The 22,115-nt window shown below is 48.1% G+C and carries 13 protein-coding genes; 3 read left to right on the top strand and 10 right to left on the bottom strand.

Annotated elements, in window-relative coordinates:
- Positions 1-85: 85 nt before the first annotated feature.
- Positions 86-3,520, top strand: coding sequence for a SusC/RagA family TonB-linked outer membrane protein (locus tag HQ865_RS03040; protein WP_173413474.1), 3,435 nt, complete (start codon positions 86-88; stop codon positions 3,518-3,520).
- Positions 3,521-3,693: 173 nt separating this feature from the next.
- On the opposite strand, the gene HQ865_RS03035 is transcribed toward HQ865_RS03040, so the two are convergent.
- The gene (locus HQ865_RS03035; RefSeq protein ID WP_173413473.1) at positions 3,694-5,229 is read right to left on the bottom strand and encodes a sulfatase family protein; all 1,536 of its coding nucleotides are present in this window, start codon (positions 5,227-5,229) and stop codon (positions 3,694-3,696) included.
- A 321-nt stretch (positions 5,230-5,550) separates the two neighbouring features.
- Between HQ865_RS03035 and pafA the strand changes: the two genes are divergently transcribed.
- Positions 5,551-7,260: an alkaline phosphatase PafA gene (gene pafA, locus HQ865_RS03030; RefSeq protein WP_173413472.1), complete on the top strand. Its 1,710-nt coding sequence runs from the start codon at positions 5,551-5,553 to the stop codon at positions 7,258-7,260.
- A 3-nt stretch (positions 7,261-7,263) separates the two neighbouring features.
- On the top strand, positions 7,264-9,372 hold the full coding sequence (locus tag HQ865_RS03025) for a beta-galactosidase (protein WP_202020444.1): 2,109 nt from the start codon (positions 7,264-7,266) through the stop codon (positions 9,370-9,372).
- A 52-nt stretch (positions 9,373-9,424) separates the two neighbouring features.
- On the opposite strand, the gene HQ865_RS03020 is transcribed toward HQ865_RS03025, so the two are convergent.
- From HQ865_RS03020 to murD, 9 genes are all read right to left on the bottom strand, one after another.
- The gene (locus HQ865_RS03020) at positions 9,425-10,708 is read right to left on the bottom strand and encodes a hypothetical protein (protein ID WP_173413471.1); all 1,284 of its coding nucleotides are present in this window, start codon (positions 10,706-10,708) and stop codon (positions 9,425-9,427) included.
- A gap of 331 nt (positions 10,709-11,039) precedes the next feature.
- Entirely contained in the window at positions 11,040-12,296 is a 1,257-nt protein-coding gene (locus HQ865_RS03015; protein ID WP_173413470.1) for an aminotransferase class I/II-fold pyridoxal phosphate-dependent enzyme, read from the bottom strand.
- A 146-nt stretch (positions 12,297-12,442) separates the two neighbouring features.
- A complete protein-coding gene (gene ftsZ / locus HQ865_RS03010; RefSeq protein ID WP_173413469.1) occupies positions 12,443-14,092 on the bottom strand; it encodes a cell division protein FtsZ in 1,650 nt (549 codons plus the stop codon).
- Positions 14,093-14,310: 218 nt separating this feature from the next.
- Positions 14,311-15,660: a cell division protein FtsA gene (ftsA, locus tag HQ865_RS03005; RefSeq protein ID WP_173413468.1), complete on the bottom strand. Its 1,350-nt coding sequence runs from the start codon at positions 15,658-15,660 to the stop codon at positions 14,311-14,313.
- 6 nt (positions 15,661-15,666) lie between these two features.
- Positions 15,667-16,569: a cell division protein FtsQ/DivIB gene (locus HQ865_RS03000; RefSeq protein ID WP_173413467.1), complete on the bottom strand. Its 903-nt coding sequence runs from the start codon at positions 16,567-16,569 to the stop codon at positions 15,667-15,669.
- The gene (gene murC, locus HQ865_RS02995) at positions 16,562-17,920 is read right to left on the bottom strand and encodes a UDP-N-acetylmuramate--L-alanine ligase (RefSeq protein WP_173413466.1); all 1,359 of its coding nucleotides are present in this window, start codon (positions 17,918-17,920) and stop codon (positions 16,562-16,564) included. Before murC ends, HQ865_RS03000 begins: the two co-directional genes overlap by 8 nt.
- A gap of 181 nt (positions 17,921-18,101) precedes the next feature.
- Positions 18,102-19,196, bottom strand: coding sequence for an undecaprenyldiphospho-muramoylpentapeptide beta-N-acetylglucosaminyltransferase (gene murG, locus HQ865_RS02990; protein WP_173413465.1), 1,095 nt, complete (start codon positions 19,194-19,196; stop codon positions 18,102-18,104).
- Between the two features lie 133 nt (positions 19,197-19,329).
- Positions 19,330-20,523 (bottom strand): FtsW/RodA/SpoVE family cell cycle protein, encoded by a 1,194-nt coding sequence (locus HQ865_RS02985; protein WP_173413464.1) that lies wholly within the window; start codon positions 20,521-20,523, stop codon positions 19,330-19,332.
- 154 nt (positions 20,524-20,677) lie between these two features.
- Complete coding sequence (gene murD / locus HQ865_RS02980) at positions 20,678-22,021, bottom strand: UDP-N-acetylmuramoyl-L-alanine--D-glutamate ligase (protein WP_173413463.1); 1,344 nt, start codon at positions 22,019-22,021, stop codon at positions 20,678-20,680.
- Between the last annotated feature and the right edge of the window lie 94 nt (positions 22,022-22,115).

The following is a 22,115-nucleotide window of genomic DNA, read 5'->3' as shown; positions in this document are numbered from 1 at the left end:
CATAGGGGTAATTTTACAATGCTAAATTTACCCGGCTTTATATGGCCGGTTTTGCATGGTTGCTGATAGCCCATTGATGGTGAATATGAAATGTAAGTACTTTTATTTCATAGGGTTTGTGTTCTTCTTTTCGGCATTGATGCAGGTGCGGGCTTTGGCCCAGGGGCCGCTGGATAAAAAGATCAGCATCGAGGTGAGGAACGCCGATATTAAAAGCGTTTTAAAAACCATCGAAAAACTGGCCGATGTGCGCTTTGCCTACAGTTCGGAAAATATCGACAGCACGCTTGTTTCCCTCACAGCCAATAATCAGGCCATCAGCAATGTATTAAGGCAGGTACTTATTACACAAAATATCACTTTTGAGGATGTTGGCGGGCTGATCGTCCTTCATAAAATATACGAGGTACCGGGCCATATCCATGGCGCGGTAACGGATGAGAACGGGCTGCCGCTTCCTGGTGTTACCATTAGGGTTAAGGGTACAGCCCAGGCCACATCAACCGATGCCAATGGCATATTTAGCATCAATTTACAAAACCCCAATGCCGCGCTCATCTTTTCGTATATCGCCTACGCCACTCAGGAAGTGGGCACAGCCGGCCGTAACAGCATCAGTATAAAAATGGTGCCCTACCCAAAGGTTTTAAGCGAGGTGGTAGTGGTGGGCTACGGCACGCAAAAGAAAATTGTGCTGACCGGCGCTGTCAGCACCATCAGCACCGATGATATCCAGCAAACGCCATCGGCCAGTATCCAAAACTCGCTTACGGGTAAGGTGACCGGATTTTTCTCGCAACAACGCGGCGGCCGCCCGGGCGATGATGGCGCCGACTTTTACATCCGTGGCGTAAGCACCTTTAATGGCACCGGCAGCAGTCAGCAACCGCTGATCCTGGTGGATGATATTGAATATACCTACCCCGATTTCAGCAATATCGACCCAAACGAAGTACAGAGCATCAGTATACTAAAAGATGCCTCCACCACCGCGCCTTACGGTGTTAAGGGCGCTAACGGAGTGGTACTGGTAACCACCCGCCGCGGGCAAACGGGCAAGGCACGCATTAACCTGCGTACCGAGTTTGGCTTGCAGGTACCTATGCACGTTCCGCAATTTTTGGATGCGGCCAATACGGCCACCCTGCGCAACGAAGCCCTAAAAAATGACGCGCTGATATCGGGATCGCCCTATGTGCCGGAGTTTACTGATGCGGATATCGCCCTGTTTCGCAGCGGGGCCGACCCTTACGGCCACCCGAATGTAGATTGGTACCACACCCTGTTTAAAGGCAGCGCGCCCATCCGTAAAAGCAATGCAGATGTATCGGGCGGGAGCGATAATGTACAATATTTTATCTCCCTGGGTTTCGAAAACCAGGGCGGCATCCTGCGCGATATCCGCTCGACCGACGAACTGGATAATAACTACAATTTCGACAGGTTCAACTTCCGGGCCAATGTGGATATCAAGGCCACCAACTCCTTAAGCTTCCGGGCCGATTTTTCGGGCAATACGACGGCCACCAACTCGCCAAAGTTTTACGGACAAAGCGGCTCGGCAGAAACGGCCGCCTTTTACGAGGTGTTTAATTACGAATCGCTGAACCCTTACACCTACCCCATTCATAATCCCAACGGCAGCTATGGCTTTGCCAACCCTAACCGCCCGCAGCCTGCGGCCAATAATATTATAGGCCGGATTGCCCTGGGCGGATACCAACTGGTACGGGCCAATTTGTTTACGTTTAACGCATCGGCCACGCAAAAGCTGGATGCCATTACCAGCGGCCTAAAAGCCAAGTTGCAGGTAAATGTTACTAACGGCACATCGTCGCTCAGGTCGCTTACCCGGGTCAATTTCCCATCCTATTATTACGACCCGGTTACAGGCACCTATACCCCGCGCGATGCTACCATCTACCGTATCGATCCTTACAGCGTTATTTATGGCGGGGGGCAGCCCAACCGGCAATCTACCCTGCAGGGCAGCGTTAGTTACGATCATTCTTTTCATACCAACAAGGTAAGCGCCCTGCTGTTGTATAACCAAAACACCAAGCTACGGCCTATTACTACCGGTACCGCTACTGAACTGGCCAATACCTATATCCCCGAAACCTTGCGCGGGCTGACCGGCCGCCTCAACTTTAACCACAATAATAAATACCTGGCGGAGTTTGACGGCAGCTACAATGGGTCGAACAAATTCGCGGCCAGTAAGCAGTATGGCTTCTTCCCGGCGGGTTCGGCCGGATATGTGATATCTGAGGAAGAATTTATTAAGCAGCACCTTACGTTTATCAACCTGTTTAAGTTCCGCGCATCGTATGGTATCGTTGGCAGCGATAACCTGGGCAATTATGCCAACTACTACCTGGAGACTTACGGCCGAGGCGGCAGTTATCTATTTGGCACCACGGGTACGCCAACATCAAGCATCATTCCCGGCACTTTTGGCAATAGCGATGTAACCTGGGAAAAGGAGCGCAAGTTGGATATCGGGATCGATTTCTCCATGTTCAACGGGCGCTTAGGTGGTTCGGCTGATCTTTTCCGGAATAAGCGTTACGATATTTTAACGGCCCTGCAAACCGTGCCGCACTATTATGGCGTCCCTATTGGCCTGCTCCCGCCCGAAAACTTAGGCATTGTGGCCAACAACGGTTATGAGTTTGAACTAACCTATACCGGCCGCATGGGTAAGGTTGGTTATAACCTGAAAGGCAATTATTCGTATGCTAAAAATAAGATATTAGAGATAGACGAAGTACCGCAGAAGTATGGCTATAAAACACAAACCGGCCGCTCGATAGGCGAAGTACCGGAGTATATTTGGGACGGTTTTTACTCCACAGCTGAAGCTGCAAATCCGGCAATCCCAAAGTATATTGGCTCAACCACAGCGGCGGGTGGCCCCGGCACCACCATCCCCGGCTTTTTAAAATACCGCGATATGAACGGCGACGGCGTTATTACCGATGACGACAAAGGCTATTTCGGCCATGCTAACCTACCAACCACTATCCTATCGCTCAATACCGGGTTCACGTTTAAACGTTTCGCGCTGAACATCCTGCTGCAATCGGCACTGAATTATGATGTGCAGATAGGCTACCCTTTTGTTACCCCCTTTAAAGGCAACCTGCAACAAATACACCTTGACCGCTGGACACCAGAAACCGCTGCAACGGCGCAGTTCCCGGCATTGATTTCCAACTTCCAGGGCAGCTATATGTCCTCGGGCAATACATCTACCTTTTGGGCCATAAGCGGCAATTACCTGCGCCTAAAATCGGTAGAGTTGAGCTATAACCTGCCGGATAAACTGGTGAACAAGATAGGGCTTAAAGGCTTACGTATATATGCCAACGCTTATAACCTGCACACCTGGTCGGGCGTGTATAATCGTTTCGGGCTTGATCCGGAAGTGGCCCGTGGCGGGTCTTCTAACGATTACCAGGGGGTTTATCCGCAATCGGCTATTGTGAATTTGGGGTTGAGTGTAACGGTGAAGTAGAGCTTCATTAATCGTCATGCTGAGCGCGGGCGAAGTATCCCAAACTTTGCACTTCCGCTTTGCATACTCCTTTCGTCATTCTGAACGCGAACGAAGAATCCCAAAATAGCAAAGTAACTTTGCATGATAGACCTGCAAAAAGGGGATGTTTCGCTATCGCTCAACATGACGAATTAATTCACCGCGATCTTGGCATCCCCCCTCACCCTATTCAGCAAATCCCTCAACTCATTCAACTTCTCCGGGTTAGCATCCGCTAAATTCTTCCGTTCGTTAATATCAGTCTTTAAATTATAAAGCTGCGGTTTGGGGTTATTCCCCAACTCGGTATTGGTATACTTGTTTATCGCCGGTCCATTACTTGGCTCAATATACTTCCAATCGCCCTTTATAATACTAAGCGTATTGTTTACCGATTGTTGTATCACATAATTGCGCCCCTGGGTATTTTTCCCTAACAGAACATCCATAGCATTTTCGCTATCCATATATTTGCCGCCTGTAAAAGGCTTGCCCATCAATTGTGCAAACGAGGCCATCATATCCACCTGGCTAAACGGCGCCGCCGATGTGCCTTTGGCAATATGCCCGGGCCACGATACGATCATCGGCACACGGGTACCGCCATCAAAAGCACTGTATTTACCGCCGCGTAAAGCGCCTGCCGGGGTATGTCCGTTCAGTTTTTCCACGGCATCGTCTATATAACCATCATCTATCACCGGTCCGTTATCGCTGCTGAAGATAACAATGGTATTTTGCGTAAGGTTTAGCCGCTTCAGGGTTTGTGTTACCTGTCCGGTCATCCAATCCAGTTCTAAAATAGCGTCGCCACGGGGGCCCATGCCGCTTTTACCGGCAAAACGCTTATTCACCACACGCGGCACATGGATATTATGTGTGGCGAAATACAAAAAGAAGGACTTACGCTTATTCTCCTCGATAAACTGCACCGCTTTGCCAGCCAGCACAGTACTGATATCTTCATCAACCCAAAGCGCCGATTTACCGCCCGTTTGGTAACCGATACGGCTCACGCCGTTCACAATGGTTTGGTCATGCTCGTGCGATGGCTTCATTTTCAGCAATTCGGGGTGATCCCTGCCGGTAGGCCAGTTGCCCACGGGTTGTTTATAATTAACGGTGATGGGGTCGGTCGGGTCGAGGTTGACGATGTGGTAACCATCAATATAAACACAGGGTACCCTATCCAGCGTAGCGGGCATAATGTATGATGTATTGAAGCCCAGTTCGATGGGGCCGGGTTTGATCGTGCCGTTCCAGTAGGGCCCAACACCGGGGGCACCAAGGCCCAGGTGCCATTTACCAATCACGCCGGTATGATAACCCGCATCCTTAAATACCGATGCCAGCGTAGGTTTTGCGGGATCTATCAGTAGCGCCGCATCGCCGGGGGCAATACCGGTACCTTTTTTTCGCCAGGCATATTCACCGCTCAGCATCGAGTAACGCGAGGGCGTGCAGGTGGCCGACGAGGCATAGGCGTTAATAAACCGCAAGCCATTTGCGGCGATGGCATCAATATTAGGCGTTTTTATTTGGGCAGCACCATAGCAGCTCAAATCGCCGTAGCCAACATCATCGGTATAAATTACAATTACGTTAGGCTTGCCCTGCTGTGCCATAACTTGCCTATCGGCACAGATAAAAAAACAGATCAGCAGGGATTGGAAAAAAATACGCTTCATATCACAGGTTTATGTAAAGGTGATACCAATATACGTTGGCTACAATATATATAGACGCGCTTTTAACTTGCAGATACTATTGTAATTTGTAATTTATTCAGGATACTTAAAAGCAAACGAAAGGCTTTGTAACCCACACACGCATTAATAATTTAGCGTAATTTTTCAAATAGGTTAATATGCAATATACGGTATTTTTATATTTTTAGCCCGTTAGTTTAATCAGCTATCCGTTTTCTGGGGCGTTATTTTTTGTTCCGGAATGGTATACGCCCGCCGCACATGCGTTTTTCTTTTTAATACATCTTACTATAAAAAACAATGGTTCAAAACAAAAACCGCCGATTGAAGATCATCGCTCTATTATCATTACAGTTTATTACCTGCGCAACATTCGCACAATCAAAAGCCACTGCCGGCAACACCTTAAAACGCCCTAAACTGGTGGTAGGCATTGTGGTAGACCAGATGCGCTGGGATTACCTGTACCGCTATTACGACCGTTACAGCAATGGCGGTTTTAAACGCTTAATGAACGAGGGCTTCCGTTGCGAAAATGATTATATCAATTACCTGCCGTCGGCTACCGCGGTAGGGCACTCGGCCATATTTAGTGGTACTGTTCCGGCCATAAACGGTATAGCCGGTAACGACTGGGTTGACCAGCTAAGCGGCAAGGCCCTTTATTGCGTAACCGATACCACTGTAAACGGGGTTGGCAGCGATGCCGAAGAAGGCAAACGCTCGCCGCGCAACCTGTTATCAACCACCATGACCGACGAATTACGACTGGCCACCAATTTCAAATCGAAGGTAGTGGGCGTATCATTAAAAGACCGCGCATCTATCCTGCCAGCAGGCCACATGCCTACAGGCGCTTTCTGGTTCGACGATGAAAGCGCGCGCTTTATCACCAGCACTTATTATACTAAGGAATTACCAGCCTGGGTGAAAAAATTTAACGATGCCAACGAGCCTGAAAAACTGGTAGCCAACGGCTGGAATACCCTTTACCCCATCAATACCTACGCCCAAAGTACCGAAGATAATGTGCGCTGGGAGGGCCGCTTTGCCGGCGAAACATCAACCGCGTTCCCGCACAAGGTTGCCGATGCTTACAAAGCCCGTCACACCACCATCCGCAGCACACCGTTTGGTAATACGTTAACGCTTGATTTTGCCAAAGCCGCTATCGAAGCTTACCAGTTAGGCAGCAACGGTGTTACCGATTTCCTGACCATTAACTGTGCATCAACCGATTATGTTGGCCATATGTACGGCCCTAACGCTATTGAAGTAGAAGACACCTACCTGCGTCTGGATAAGGATTTGGCAGATTTTTTCGCTAACCTGGATAATAAACTGGGCAAAGGCAATTACACCATTTTCCTTACTGCCGATCATGGCGCATCGCATTCCATCGAGTTTAACAAGGAGCATAATATCCCCGCAGGCGCATGGAACCCGGCAACCTTTGCAACTAAACTGAACCAGATGCTGAAGGCCCGGTTTAAGGAAGATAAACTGGTGATATCTATTACCGAATACCAGGTGAATTTTAATATCCCGTTTATTACCAGGCAAAAGCTTGATTATACAGCTATTAAGCAAGCCGCTGTGGATATGCTGAAGGACGAGCCCACCGTATTATTTGTAGCCGATATGGCCAGATTAAACGATGCATCCATCCCCGAAACCGTACGCACCATGATGATAAATGGTTATAACTACAAGCGCAGCGGCGCGGTGATGATCATCCCTACTTCGGGTTGGTTCCAGGGTGGCGCTACAGGCACCAGTCATGGCGAGTGGAATGCTTACGATACCCACATCCCGCTGCTATTTATGGGCTGGGGTATTAAACACGGCGTAACTTACGATAAGACTTATACTACCGATGTGGCTTCAACTATTTCGGCACTGCTGCACATCCAGGTGCCAAGCGGTAATATCGGCACGCCTATTTCGGCAGTTTTTAGTGGTGCGGAAAATTCTGTATCTTCAGCAACCAAACCCAAAACCGCTAAATAACAAATGAAGAAAGTATCAGTAAAGGCCGTGCTGAAAACCGGCGTTATAGCGGCTGCATTATTAAGCAGCCTGAACTCCTTTGCCCAAAAAGGCGAAAAGTTTTTTAACAAGGCCGACCTGATGCAGTTTGGCGTTTATTACTACCCCGAGCAATGGCCTAAAGAACAGTGGGCGCGCGATATTAAACGCATTGGCGAATTGGGTTTTGATTTTACCCATTACGCTGAGTTTGCCTGGGCCAATATGGAACCCGAAGAAGGTAAGTTTGATTTTGCCTGGCTTGATGAAGTGGTGCGCCTTGCCGGCGAAAACCACGTAAAAGTAATTATGTGTACCCCATCGGCTGCGCCGCCGGTATGGCTAACTAAAAAGCACCCCGATGTGCTGATGGTAAACGCCGATGGCCGCACCATGGTACACGGCGCGCGGCAGCAAGCCTCATGGTCCAGCGATTTATACCGCCAGTATGTAGATAAGATAGTTACCGAGATGGCTAAACGTTACGGCCATAATAAAACTATAATGGGCTGGCAAATTGATAACGAACCATCGCACTATGGCAACGAATACGATTTCAGTCAAAATGCGCAGAAGCACTTCCGCCTTTGGCTGCAGGCTAAGTACAAAAGCATCGAGGCGCTGAACGCATCGTGGGGTAACGCCTTCTGGAGTTTAAATTATAATAATTTCGATCAGATAGATTGCCCTAACGGCAAGGAATTGGTAGCTCAGCCCAATCCACACGCGGTACTGGATTTTAAACGCTTTACCGCCGATGAAGCTGCCGGGTTTGTATTAGATCAACAAGCTACGCTGAAAAAATACATTGATGACAATCAGTTTGTGACCAGCAACCTGATGTCGGATTATACCCCGGTTGATCCGCGGCGTATGGCTGGTTTGGATATCATGAATTATACCAAGTACCTGGTGGCCGGCCTGAGCGATGGCACCGGCGATCAGGGTTTCCGCCTGGGTAATTACCTGAGCATAGGCTTCTCTAACGATTTTATGCGCCCTATTAACGGCGTTACCAGCGTAATGGAGTTACAACCCGGCCAGGTGAACTGGGGTAAATACAACTCGCAGCCTATGCCCGGGGCGGTGCGCATGTGGATCTATCACGTTTTTGCGGGCGGCAACAAATTTGTTTGCACCTACCGTTTCCGTCAGCCACTGGTTGGTGGCGAACAATACCATAACGGTATTATGAAGCCCAACGGTATTGAGGTGGCCCGCAGCGGCGCCGAATACATTACCGCCTTAAAAGAGATAGCGCAGCTTAAAAAACAATACAAACCCGGTCCGGAGCCAGCTGATTACAAAGCCCGCCGCACTGCCATTTTATACAACGTAGATAACCGCTGGGAGATGGATAACCAACCCCAAACCAACCAATGGGATTTTATGAAGCACATGATGAAATACTACGGCGTAGTTAAATCGTTTGGTGCCCCGGTTGATTTTATCGGTGAAGAAACCGATTTCAGTAAATACCCGGTAATGGTAGCCCCGGCTTATCAATTGCTTGATCCTAAACTGGTGGCCCGCTGGAAAGCTTATGTAGAGCAGGGCGGCCATTTGATACTGAGCAGCCGCACCGGCGAAAAGGACCGCGAGGCCCGCATTTGGGAAGGCCGCTTTGCTGAACCGATATACAGCCTGCTTGGGATAAAAGAATTATACTACGATCAGTTGCCGGAAAACCGCATGGCTAAGGTGGCCATGGACGGCAAGCTGTTCAACTGGAATAACTGGGGCGATGTATTGCAGGGTGCCGCAGCCGGCACTAAAATGGCCCTGTATAACGACCAATTCTACAAAGGCGAAACAGCTGTACTAAACCGTAAACTGGGTAAAGGCACTGTTACTTATATTGGCGCCGATACCGACGACGGCAAGCTTGAAAAAGACGTATTGAGAAAAGTATACAAAAATGCCGGTATCGGTATACTCGATCTGCCGGAAGGCGTTACCGTTGATTGCCGCGATGGCTTTTGGGTAGGGATGAATTACTCATCGGCCACGCAGGTTTTACCTGTACCAGCTAATGCTAAGGTATTGATCGGCAGCAAGACATTGGCGCCTGCGGGTGTGGTGGTTTGGCGATAGGGTAATTATCATTCGAAACGAAAAAGACCGGCTGATGACCGGTCTTTTTTGTTTATTTATCATAAGCATTCAATATATACAACACCCGCTGCTTATTAATATCATAAACAACTACCGTACCAGATCGCTTATCTTCGAAATGCTGCCTGTAGCTTGCTGTCATCTCTTTATCAAAGCCATATAATTTCAAAAAAACAGACTGGTTAATCGAAATAGCTGTGGAATAACTCAACGCGAATAAGCCCATCAACACATATACCGTAGCTAATAATTTTAAAGCCCAAAGGGGTCGACACCGTTCAAAAGCGGTATACAAGCAATAAATAAACAGCGGAATAATAGGGATCAGGAAACGGGTATCGTAAAAAGGCCAGATAATAATTATAGTCATATAACACAGGTATACCCACAGTATTAAATGCCGGTACAGCTCCGTCCGGATGATGATATAAACTGTTAAGGCAAACATAAACAAACCGGTAGCGATAATTAAGGGCATTATCAAAAACGCTAGCGGGTGTGGCACAAAAGTGTTAAGCTTACTACAGGGGATATTGAGCAGCAGTTCGCCCATTTCCTGTAGATGGAGCAATACGCGTGCTGACAGATTATTAGGGCCGTGTACTATCCCCTCCAAATTAAGATAGCGGAAGTAATCATTGCGTTGTTCAAGTCCTTTCAATCTATATAAAAACAAGGCGATTGCCGTCAGTACCACCCCGATAAGCGCGGTAAGCAGGTACTTGTTTTTCTTAATAGCAGGCCAATTAGTATATATCAAAAAAAGAACAATACCGCAGGGAATCACAATACCAGCGGTACGCAGATAGATGGCCGCCGCCGTGATCAAAAAGGCAGGGAGGCAATATATCCACTTATCTTTTAATGCCTTTGCCCAGCACCAGGTAGCCAATAGCAAGCTTCCGGCAAAAAGTTCATCGGGGATAGGTAGGATCAGGTGTTTGATATTGATATACGATAGCAACAACAAAGCGGTAACGATAAGCCGGTTTTTTGCAGGCAGTAAACGACAAATAAGATATCCCACTGTTACCCCTGCCAAAATATTAATGGCGATCATTGCCTTTGAATTGAGCAAACCCGCTTTATCTAAGTATTTAAGTAATAAAGGATAGCCATGCGGCAGGAAATCACTTCCAGCATAATCTGTAGGAGGAAGCATACCCTTTAAATAAAGCATGATATTGAAGTACCGGATGGCATCGGTATTTAACCTCAGTGGCGAAAGGATATTGGCCAGGAGCAATATGGCCACAAGAGCCAGCATAATTTTGACAGCCAAAGGCATTTTCACTACGGGTAAGGAGGATATCATTGACGGATTTTGATGTTAAAGATATGGTATTTTTGTCTTCTTCTCACCCGGTGTCTCTTGGGTGCCCCAGCAGAGACAGAAGCGTAGGAATGTTGCGATCCCCTCCCATCGGGAGGGTGTAGGAGGGGGTTTATGCAATATCACATCGTGGCTAAACCCCTACCTACCGCTACCCAAACCCAGCACACCCCTCCCCAAGGAGGGAACTTTTTTATCTTGGGCTATTACTCTCCCAAGGGAGGTAAATTTTGTGCGCCAAGGCTGCGTCCTCACTAAACAAAAATGGCCCGTGAGGACACGGGCCATTATAAATAATATTGCGGTTGATAGCCTAAGCTTCCACTTCAGCCAGCTTCTCTTCCTTTTGTTTGTAATCGCCGGCTTTTAGCTTTTCGGCAACATCGCTAAAGGCATCCAGTGTGCGCTGTACATCTTCCAGTGTATGTACGGCTGTCGGGATCAGGCGCAGTTCTATCAGGCCTTTCGGGATAACCGGGTAAACCACTATCGAGCAGAAGATATGGTAACGCTTACGCAGGTCCATCGTCAGGCTGGTAGCTTCGTGCAGGTCGCCTTTTAAAAATACCGGGGTTACTACGCTGTTTGTAATGCCGATATCAAAACCATGTTCAACTAACCCGTTTTGCAGGGCACGGGCAATGGTCCACAGTTTTTCGCGCAGTTCCGGTTGCGATTTCAACAGTTCGAAGCGCTTCTTCAAACCCAGCACCATTGGCATAGGTAATGCCTTGGCAAAGGTTTGCGAACGCATATTGTACCGCAAAAAGTCGACGATCATTTTATCGGCAGCTACAAACGCGCCTATGCCGGCCATCGATTTGGCGAATGTACCGAAGTACACATCTACACCATCTACACACCCCTGCTCTTCGTGAGCGCCCGCGCCGGTAGCACCTAAGGTGCCGAAACCATGCGCGTCATCGATCAGTATCCTAAATTTGAATTTTTCCTTCAGGGCTACGATCTCCTTCAGCTTACCCTGTGCGCCCGACATGCCGAATACCCCCTCGGTGATCAGCAAGATGCCGCCGCCGGTTTGCTCGGTCAGGCGGGTGGCGCGCTCCAGTTGCTTGGCGCAGCTTTCCATATCGTTATGCTGGTAAACAAAGCGCTTACCCATGTGCAGGCGCACCCCATCGATAATGCAGGCGTGCGATTCCGCGTCATAAACAATTACATCGTTACGATCAACCAGCGTATCGATGATCGACACCATGCCCTGGTAACCGTAGTTCAATAAAAAGGCGTCTTCCTTACCCACAAATTCGGCCAAACCGGCCTCCAGTTCCTCGTGATGGCGTGAATTACCCGACATCATCCTCGCGCCCATGGGGTATGCCATGCCAAAATCGGCAGCGGCTTCAGCATCGGCCTTACGCACCTCGGGGTGGTTAGCCAGGCCCAGGTAGTTGTTCAGGCTCCAAACCAAATGTTCAACGCCATTAAACATCATATGCGGGGCAATCTCTCCTTCCAGTTTAGGAAACGAGAAGTACCCGTGCGACCACTTTTGATGCTGGCCGATTGGCCCGCCCATGTTTTTTTCTATTTTATCAAATAAATCCAAAATTCTTTATCTATTTAATTTCCAATGTACAAATATAATTGTAAATGTGAGCAGCCGCAAGGCTATAACTTTTTATTATAGGTTATAACAAAAAAAGCCCCCGTAAAGTTATACAGGGGCTTTGGCTTAATCAATATCGTCAACGCTTAGTCAACATTATCATGCAGGAACGAGTTGTTCCTTCTTATTTCAGTGTTACCTTCATCGTCGGTCAGTAAAGTAAAGCGTGATATTTCGCTTTCAGATGATGCCGGGGTTTGTTGCAGCGCTATTTCCTTACGCTTGTAGGCAGGTATATTTTCCAGTTCCTGAATATTGCCGTTACGATTCTTCATGGTCAGGTCCTTTAAACGCATAATACGTTCGCGGGCCTTGCGCATTTGTTCCTCAACACTTTCGGCTGTCTTATGATCGTCAGCGCCCGCAACAGGTGCTGGTGGCAGTTCGGGCTCCGGTTCAGGTTCGGCCACAGCCTCTTCTTTAAACGATTCAAACTCCATCATGCTATCCGATACCTTAAAAGTGAACTCGCCAAAATCAGGCTCAGGCGCGCTGGCAGGTTCTTCTTCTACCAGGCTATGTTTTACCACATCGCTGTTGTCGGCTTGTGGCGTTTCAGTAACAGCTGCCGATGGCGCGAACAGGTCGAACAAACCAGTTTGCGGTTTAGCAGGCTCGCTGCCCTTCATATATGGCTCGGTCGAATAACTTTCAGCTGTTGGCGGCGGTGCTACCGGCGTAATAAACTCATTTACCGGGCGTACCAGCGGAGCGCCTTTTTCTTCGGGAACCAGCATAGATACCACACGTTTGGTGCTTTGCTCTTTCTCGCGTTCATCTTTAGTTTGGAAACCAGTAGCAATGATCGTTACCGACAGTTTCTCGCCCAAAGTATCGTCCTGGCAGTTACCCCAGATCAGGTCGGCAGCTAAGCCGGCTTCTTCCTGGATATAATCGGTAATAATGCTTACCTCGTCCATGGTTACTTCGTTAATACCCGAACTGATGTTCAGCAGGATATAACGTGCACCTTCAATTTCATTATCCTTTAACAGCGGAGATGCCAAAGCGCCTTCCACGGCTTTTAAAGCACGGTTCTCACCTTCGGCCGAGCAGCTGCCCATGATAGATACACCACTGTCTTTCATCACAGTGCGCACATCTTTAAAGTCGACGTTGATATAGCCGGGCAGCGTAATGATCTCGGCGATACCTTTGGCAGCCGTGGTCAATATATTATCTGCCTGCGCAAATGCCGAACCTAAGGTTAAGTTACCGAAGATCTGGCGCAGGCGGTCGTTACTGATCACCAGGAAGCTATCCACATACTTCTTCAGTTCTTCCAAACCTTCATCGGCCTGCATCTTACGGCGTTTGCCTTCAAAGCTGAACGGCGTAGTGATGATACCCACGGTAAGGATATCCAATTCGCGGGCTGCTTTAGCAATAATGGGGCTTGCCCCGGTACCTGTACCACCGCCCATACCGGCCGTGATGAACAGCATACGGGTGTTTGAACCCAGCATTTGCTTAATATCATCAATATTTTCGATAGCTGAATTTTTTCCCACTTCGGGGATAGAGCCTGCACCCATCCCTTCGGTTAAACTTGCGCCTAACTGAACCTTGTTTGGTATAGGGCTTAGTTCCAAAGCCTGCGCGTCGGTATTACAGATAATGAAGTCCACCCCTGTTATCCCTTGCTTATACATGTGATTTACCGCGTTCCCGCCGCCACCGCCAACACCAATAACTTTGATGATAGACGATTTTTCTTTTAACATTTCAAACTGCATAATCCTCTTTTTCAGCTATGTATGATCTGATGAATACTTAGTTTTACCTATCGTAATGATAAAACTTTTTCCACACAAGTTTTCCACATTCGTTAATATGTGGAAAATTAAAGTCTTTGTTGAAAAAATAGTTGATTGAGTTAGATTCGGTTGATTGAGTTTAGGATCGTTTGCCTAATCCAACTCAATAAACTGCTCACCTAATCAACTATTCATCTCTATTTCAAAAAGTCCTCATCCTTGATGTCGTCCTTAATGAATTTCTTCCCGGTTTCCAGCAATTTACCGAATAAACCCAGTCGCCTTTCGTCGGCATATTTCGGTTTTTCAGGCTTCATGGATGCCGCCGTTGGAGTTTGCCCCTCCATTTCGTACTCCATCTTCTGGATGCCTTTTATCAGCAAGCCTATACCGGTTGCGAACATCGGGCTTTGCAATTCCTCGTAGGTAGGCTTTGGCAACACCTCGTTCTTGGCCAGGTGCTCGTTAGGGTAACCAATACGGCAATCCAGCCCGGTAACAAACTCCACCAGTTGCGACAGGTGCTTCAATTGCGCGCCGCCACCGGTGATCACAATACCTGCTATCAGCTTCTTCTCGTAGCCTGATGATTTGATCTCGTAGTAAATATGCTCCACGATCTCCTCCATGCGGGCCTGGATTACATAGGCCAGGTTTTTCACCGATATTTCCTTTGGTTCGCGGCCACGCAATCCGGGCACGCAAACAATTTCGTTCTCTTTGTTCTCGTCAGCCAGTGCCGAACCAAAGCGCAGTTTCAACTGCTCGGCGATGTTGCGCATTACCGAACACCCCTCGCGGATATCTTCGGTAACGCTGTTACCGCCAAATGGGATAACCGCTGTATGACGGATGATACCCTCGTGGAAAATGGCCACGTCGGTAGTACCACCACCAATATCCACCAGCACCACACCCGCTTCCTTTTCCTCTTCGCTCAGTACCGATTCTGACGAGGCCAGCGGCTCAAGGATCAGTTCCTGGCTATCCAGGCTGGCCTTGTTAACGCATTTAACGATATTCTTGATAGCGGTTACCTGGCCAGATATGATGTGGAAGTTTGCTTCCAAACGTACGCCGGCCATACCAACAGGGTCTTTAATACCCGGTTCGTTATCCACCGTAAACTCTTGCGGCAGCACATGGATGATCTCCTCGCCCGGCGACATCACCAGGTTGTACATATCCTCTACCAGTTTTTCGATATCCTTACGGCTGATCTCGGTATCCAGCGCGCGGCGGGTAATGAGGCCGCGGTGCTGCAGGCTTTTAATATGCTGCCCGGCTATACCCACGTTCACCACTTTGATCTCCACGTTCGACTGGGTTCCGGCTATATCAACTGCCTGGATAATTCCCTGTACGGTTTTATCTATATTGGAAACCATACCGCGGGTAACCCCTGCCGATTCGGCCTTGCCAATGCCTAATACTTCTATTTTGCCGTTTTTACTGCGACGGCCAACAATAGCGCAAATTTTAGTGGTACCAATATCCAATCCTACCGCAATTGGCGCACTTTTTTCGTGAGTTGAGCTTTTGTCCATATTCCCTTAATTTTTAACTTTATTAGTAGACGTAGTAGTAGTTGTTGCTTTTTTTGTTGTATCCACAGCAGCCTTTAGTAACGAATCGGGCTTTACCGCGTTATTTACCGCCGCTGTATCATGTTTCAGGTTATCGTTTTTAATACCAATAACCTGGTTGGTATATTTTATATTGATGGCCTTATAGGCTACCCAGCCCACCTGCGGGATGGCCTGCTTGTAGAAAGCCAGCAGGTTACGGAACTTCACCTCCAGCGAATCGGCATTGCCCAGCAATATGCGCTGGTTGCCTACGCGCGGTATCAGTTCTATCTCCTGTTTCTCGTTCACATATAGCTGCGCGATCTGCGCCGACCATAAGGAGTCCCTGCGTATAAAATCGGCCGTTTTGAACAAGTTGCGGGCCATAGGCGTCATCAGGGTATCTACCCTATTGGCAAAACCTTCGTCGATATAACCGTTTGCTACCAGCACCTTTGCCGTAAAATTATCCGACAGCGGGATCTTCAAGCCATGCTGATCGACGTAAAAATCGCGGTCGTACCGGTTAACTATGCGCAGCATTGGCTGGCGCTGACTGATCTCGACCATCAGCACCCCGTCCATATCTACATAAACCGTAGCGCTTTCTACAAATGGGTTTTTCCGCAGCTTGTTTTCCAATGCCTGTATGTTGATGTTCGAGATCCGCAGACCTTTCAGCGATGTACCGTTCAGCCCCAGGATATTATCTACCTCCTGCTTATCAATAAAGAACTGGTTGCCGGGGATGATGATCTGCACATCCTTACAAACCGTAGCCGATTTTTTCACCTCGATGAAGCTCATCAGCACCACCAGTCCGCTCAGGCTTACCAGCCAGATAAACCCAAACAAAATATTCCGCCACAACCGTTTATTCTTAAACATGTTCCAGTATATTTTTTAATGAATGGACTAACTGATCGATATCACCTGCACCAACAGTTAAAAGTAGTTCAGGTTTTTCAACACGCACTATATCAAGGCATTCTTGTTTTCCACATTTACGCTTATTCCACATTTTCATGCGGTCGAGTATCAATTCCGAGTTTACGCCTTCGATAGGCAGCTCGCGTGCCGGGTAAATATCCAGCAACAACAGCTCGTCGCTCATATCCAGCACCTCGGCAAAGCCATCCACAAAATCGCGGGTGCGGGTATATAAGTGCGGTTGGAAAACTACTGTCAACTTCTTGTTTGGATACAGCTTTTTTACCGATGATATGGCCGCCCGTAATTCTTCGGGGTGGTGCGCGTAATCATCTATATAAATGTGCGCCTCGTTCTTTACAATATATTCGAACCTGCGCTTTACACCTTTAAAGCTGCCCAGCGCGCTTTTGATAGCATCAGGGGCAACATTAAGCAGCAAAGCGGCTTGTATAGCGGCAGTAGCATTATCTATATTGTGCATACCGGCAATCCCCATTCGGATGTCTTCTATCTGCGTGCCTCCGTTATCGAAATCAAAATAAAAGTCGCCACTCTCAATACGCACATTCTCCGCCATGGCACCGGCTTCCTCATCGCGGGCGTAGGTAATGCCATCGTGCCCAACAGGCAAGCCCTTATGATAGATCAGTGTGCCACCATCCTTTATCTGCGAAGCGAACAACCGGAACGACTCCGTCAGGTGCGAATGGTCGCCGTAGATGTCCAGGTGATCGGCATCCATCGATGTAATAATAGCCACATCCGGGTGCAGGGTCAGGAACGAACGATCGTACTCATCGGCCTCTACCACCATCACATTGTTATCGCCATACAGCACATTGCTTTGGTAATTGGCCGCTATACCACCCAAAAAGGCCGAGCAATCTGTACCCGAATATTTAAGGATATGGGCTATCATGCACGATGTTGTGGTTTTACCATGCGTACCCGCTACGGCTATCGTATACATTCCTTTGCTGATCAAACCCAATACCTGCGAACGCTTAAACAACTCGAAACCCTGCTGCTTAAAGAAATGCAGTATGGCCGAATCTTTAGGCATAGCCGGGGTATAGATGATCAGCGTACCATCGCAGGGTTTATGAAAACTCATGGGGATAAACTCCGCACGGTCTTCGTAAATAATCTGCATGCCCTCGTTTTGCAGGGCCATGGTCAGGTCGGTTGCTGTTTTATCGTAACCACAAACGATACAACCCTTGCGGGCAAAGTAACGTGCAAGGCCACTCATGCCTATGCCGCCTATGCCTGCCAGGTAAACCCGTTGTATGTTGTGCAGTTCCATATTCTTTAGTGAGTAGTTGATTTAGTTGTATTGAGTGAGTAGTTCTAAACTCAATCAACCTAATTCAACCCAATCAACTTAATCCAACTTAATTAACTCAATCAACCTAATTCAACCCAATCAACCAACCTTAAAAAAGGCCCTCCCCTTGGGAGAAAGAGGGCCCCAACTTAATTGTTGATTATATTTGGGTAACTTCCTTTGCTATCACATCATCCGCATTGGGCATAGCCAGCTTGGCGATGTTTTGGCTTAATTTCTTTTGTTTATCCTTATCCTTTAATAATTCAAGCGCCGTATCTACCAGTTTTACTTCGGCATCCCTATCGGCTACAAACACGCAGGCGTTTTCCTGTACCAGGGCCAGCGCGTTCTTGGTTTGGTGGTCTTCGGCCACGTTTGGCGATGGCACCAGTATCACCGGTTTCTTCACTTCGCACAGTTCGGCTATGGTACCGGCCCCTGCCCTGCTGATGATGACATCGGCGGCGGCATAAGCCAAATCCATCCTGTTTAAAAAATTCATTACCCGGATGTTAGGATGATAATCCTCGCCCAGTTTTTCGATGATCCCTTTGTAATAGAACTTGCCTGTTTGCCAGATCAGCTGCACATCGGCTTTAATGATCTCATCCAAATGCGCCATAATACTGTTGTTCAGCGTACGGGCACCCAAACTGCCACCAGTTACCAGTATGGTCTTCTTTTCGGCCGATAACTTCATCAGTTCTATCGCCTGCAAACGCTTGTTGGCAATATCAACCGACTCCTTGCGGATCGGGTTACCGGTTTTGATGATCCTGTCGGCCGGGAAAAATTTATCCATACCATCAAAGGCCACACAGATCTTCTTTGCCTTTTTGCCCAGCATTTTATTGGTGATACCGGCGTAGGAGTTTTGCTCCTGTATCAGGTAAGGTATGCCTTTTAAGCCTGCCGCATACAGCAGCGGACCCGAAGCATAGCCACCCACACCAACAGCGGCATCGGGTTTAAACTCCTTTATAATTTGCAGGGCCTTGCGCACACTGCCGATCAGCTTTACCGGGAACATCACGTTCTTCCACAGCGACTTGCGCTGTATCCCCTGTATATCCAACCCAATAATTTTATAACCCGCGGCCGGAACCTTTTCCATTTCCATACGGCCATTGGCACCCACAAATAAAATCTCGGTAGAGGGGTCAAGTCGCTTCAAAGCATTGGCAATAGCAATGGCCGGGAAGATATGCCCCCCTGTGCCGCCGCCGCTGATAATGATCCTTTTTGCTTTCACCGATCTGTTTTTTATCTTATTAATTTATCCCGTCATGCCGAACTTATTTCGGCACCCCATCATATAGGTTACCTGCATGATGGGTTCCTGAAACAAGTTCAGGATGACACGTTGTTTTTTATCTGCACATTCATTACGCCAACCCAATCTCCCCCACTATCACCTTATTCTTTATCTTCGGCGCGGCTTCCGTTTTTTCCGCGCTCTTTAGTTCCTCGTTCTCGTCAATATGCCTGCTTACCGACAGGATGATCCCGAATGCCACACTGGTAAACAGTATCGACGTACCCCCCATACTCACCAGCGGCAACGGTACACCCGTTACGGGTCCTAAGCCCACCGCGATGGCCATATTGGCAAAGGCCTGTATACACAAGCTAAAACTCAGACCCGCCGCCAGCAGCGCTCCAAAGGCCTTCGGGGCTTTGGTTACTATCTTTACGCAGCGATAGAGCAGGAACAGGTATAAACCCAGTATCGTTACACCGCCTATCAGGCCATACTCTTCTACAATTATGGCGTAGATCTCATCCGAATATGATTCGGGCAGATAATTACGCTCGGTGCTGTTGCCCGGGCCCTTGCCAAAAATGCCGCCTGTGGCGATGGCAATTTTGGCGTGGTCGCCCTGGAACTTCTTCTCTACCGATGCCTTTTCGGGGTGCCTCCAGGTTTCGATACGGGTCATATACAGGTGGCGGCGCGGACCTAACAAGGCCACCATTACCACTAAGCAACCACCCACGGCGCAGGTGATCATAATTTGCTTGATACTTACACGGCCCATAATCAACAACAGGATGCTTACACCAAACAGCATCAGCGCGGTTGACATATTGGCCCACATAATAAGCACAAACACCAAACAAACCGCCCCCATTATTGGCGCGAACGATTCCTTTACATCCCTGATATTCTCCTGCTTGCGCGATAACATGCGCGCCAGGTAGGTAATGAGGGCCAGCTTGGCAAAGTCGGATGTTTGGAACGTAAAGCCCGTACCCGGGATGGCCAACCACCTGCTGGCACCATTCACGTTGTTACCAAACACCAGCGTGATGAGCAGCAGCGGGATGGTGATGATCATAAACACCTTAGAGATCCCGGCATAGTAACGGTAATCTATCTTGTGCGAAATATACATCAGCGCGATACCGGCAAAGATCATCAGCATATGTTTAAACAGTATGGTCTCGGTAGATTTACCTTGCTTATACGCCAGTGTACCAGTTGAACTGTAAACAGCCAGCATAGAAATAATAGACAATAAAATAACGATCAGCCAGATCCAGCGGTCGCCTTTGGTGTTATTGAGTATTTTATTCATATCTGTTCGTTCTTTCTGGTTGATCCCGTCATGCCGAACTTGTTTCGGCATCCCACTGGCAAGGTTACCTGCATGATGGGTTCCTGAAGCAGTTTCAGGATGACGAGCTATTATTTCATTTGCATATCTGCATATCCGCGCATCTGCACATTTATTAAAGTTGCATTACCGCGTTCTTAAACTGCGTGCCCCTGTCTTCGTAATTTTTAAACAGATCAAAGCTGGCGCAGGCCGGCGACAGTAATACGGTATCGCCTTTTTTGGCCATGTGGAACGCTACTTGCGCGGCTTCCTCCGCCGATGAAGTGTTGGCAATCACATCAACCACACTCTCAAAGGCATCATGTATGCGGCTGTTATCAACGCCAAGACATACAATGCCGCGCACCTTTTGCTTCACCAGTTCGGTAAGCATGCTGTAATCGTTTCCTTTATCAACCCCTCCAAGTATCAGCACCACATCGGTGCTCATGCTTTCCAGCGCGAACCATGTTGAATTAACATTGGTTGCCTTTGAATCGTTAATAAACCTGATCCCCGAAATTTTGGCTACAAATTCCATACGGTGCTCTATCGGCTGTATGTCCATCATGCTTTCCCTCACGGTAACATTGCGGATTTCTAACACCTTGGCCGCTAAGCCTGATGCTAATGAATTGTAGACGTTGTGTTTGCCCTGCAGGGCCAGATCTGTGATCGACATTGTAAAATGTTCCTGGTTTATGTTTATGACAATATTGTCGTTTTCGAGATATGCTCCCGGTTCAATTATTTGCTCGATAGAAAATGGCAGCAGCTTAGCCTCAAAATGGCGGCTTTGCATACCTTTTATAGTTTCAGCATCATCGGCACAGTAGATGAAATGATCACCTGCTGTTTGGTTTTGCGCGATCCTGAACTTTGATGCCACATAGTTCTCCATCTTGTACTCATACCTGTCTAAATGGTCAGGTGTAATGTTCAGCAGGATGGCGATGTCGGCCTTAAACTTGTACATGTCGTCCAGCATAAAGCTGCTGATCTCCAGCACGTAGATATCGAACTTTTCGGTAGCCACCTGGTAGGCAAAGCTTTTGCCGATGTTACCCGCCAGCCCTACGTTCAATCCCGCTTTTTTCAGGATATGATAGGTAAGCGTGGTGGTAGTGGTCTTCCCATTCGACCCGGTGATGCATACCATCTTCGCGTTGGTATAGCGCCCGGCAAACTCTATCTCCGATATTACCGGCACTCCTTTTTCACGTAGCTTTTTGATCAGCGGCGCCCTTTCGGGAATACCCGGGCTTTTGATCACTTCAACCGCATTCAGTATATCAGCTTCGGTATGCTGGCCTTCCTCAAAGCGGATGCCCCATTGCTGCAATTGCTGTTTATACTTTGGTGCTATGGCCCCCATGTCCGATACAAAAACATCATACCCCTGCTGCTGGGCCAGGTACGCCGCACCCACACCGCTTTCGCCGGCGCCAAGGATGGCTATGTTTTTGTTATCGTTCATTTCTTTCATCTATTCGTCATGCCGAACTTGTTTCGGCATCTCATTTTCATATCCCAGTATGATGGGTTCCCGAAACAAGCTCGGGATGACATCT

Source organism: Mucilaginibacter mali, from assembly GCF_013283875.1.
GTDB lineage: Bacteria > Bacteroidota > Bacteroidia > Sphingobacteriales > Sphingobacteriaceae > Mucilaginibacter > Mucilaginibacter mali.
This window is presented reverse-complemented; position numbering and strand designations above follow the sequence as displayed.

Excerpts from the sequence above, each read along its gene's own strand:
- HQ865_RS03040 (WP_173413474.1), top strand. The coding sequence starts at position 86 with ATGAAATGTAAGTACTTTTATTTCATAGGGTTTGTGTTCTTCTTTTCG.
- HQ865_RS03035 (WP_173413473.1), bottom strand. The coding sequence starts at position 5,229 with ATGAAGCGTATTTTTTTCCAATCCCTGCTGATCTGTTTTTTTATCTGT.
- pafA (WP_173413472.1), top strand. The coding sequence starts at position 5,551 with ATGGTTCAAAACAAAAACCGCCGATTGAAGATCATCGCTCTATTATCA.
- HQ865_RS03025 (WP_202020444.1), top strand. The coding sequence starts at position 7,264 with ATGAAGAAAGTATCAGTAAAGGCCGTGCTGAAAACCGGCGTTATAGCG.
- HQ865_RS03020 (WP_173413471.1), bottom strand. The coding sequence starts at position 10,708 with ATGATATCCTCCTTACCCGTAGTGAAAATGCCTTTGGCTGTCAAAATT.
- ftsZ (WP_173413469.1), bottom strand. The coding sequence starts at position 14,092 with ATGCAGTTTGAAATGTTAAAAGAAAAATCGTCTATCATCAAAGTTATT.
- ftsA (WP_173413468.1), bottom strand. The coding sequence starts at position 15,660 with ATGGACAAAAGCTCAACTCACGAAAAAAGTGCGCCAATTGCGGTAGGA.
- HQ865_RS03000 (WP_173413467.1), bottom strand. The coding sequence starts at position 16,569 with ATGTTTAAGAATAAACGGTTGTGGCGGAATATTTTGTTTGGGTTTATC.
- murC (WP_173413466.1), bottom strand. The coding sequence starts at position 17,920 with ATGGAACTGCACAACATACAACGGGTTTACCTGGCAGGCATAGGCGGC.
- HQ865_RS02985 (WP_173413464.1), bottom strand. The coding sequence starts at position 20,523 with ATGAATAAAATACTCAATAACACCAAAGGCGACCGCTGGATCTGGCTG.
- murD (WP_173413463.1), bottom strand. The coding sequence starts at position 22,021 with ATGAACGATAACAAAAACATAGCCATCCTTGGCGCCGGCGAAAGCGGT.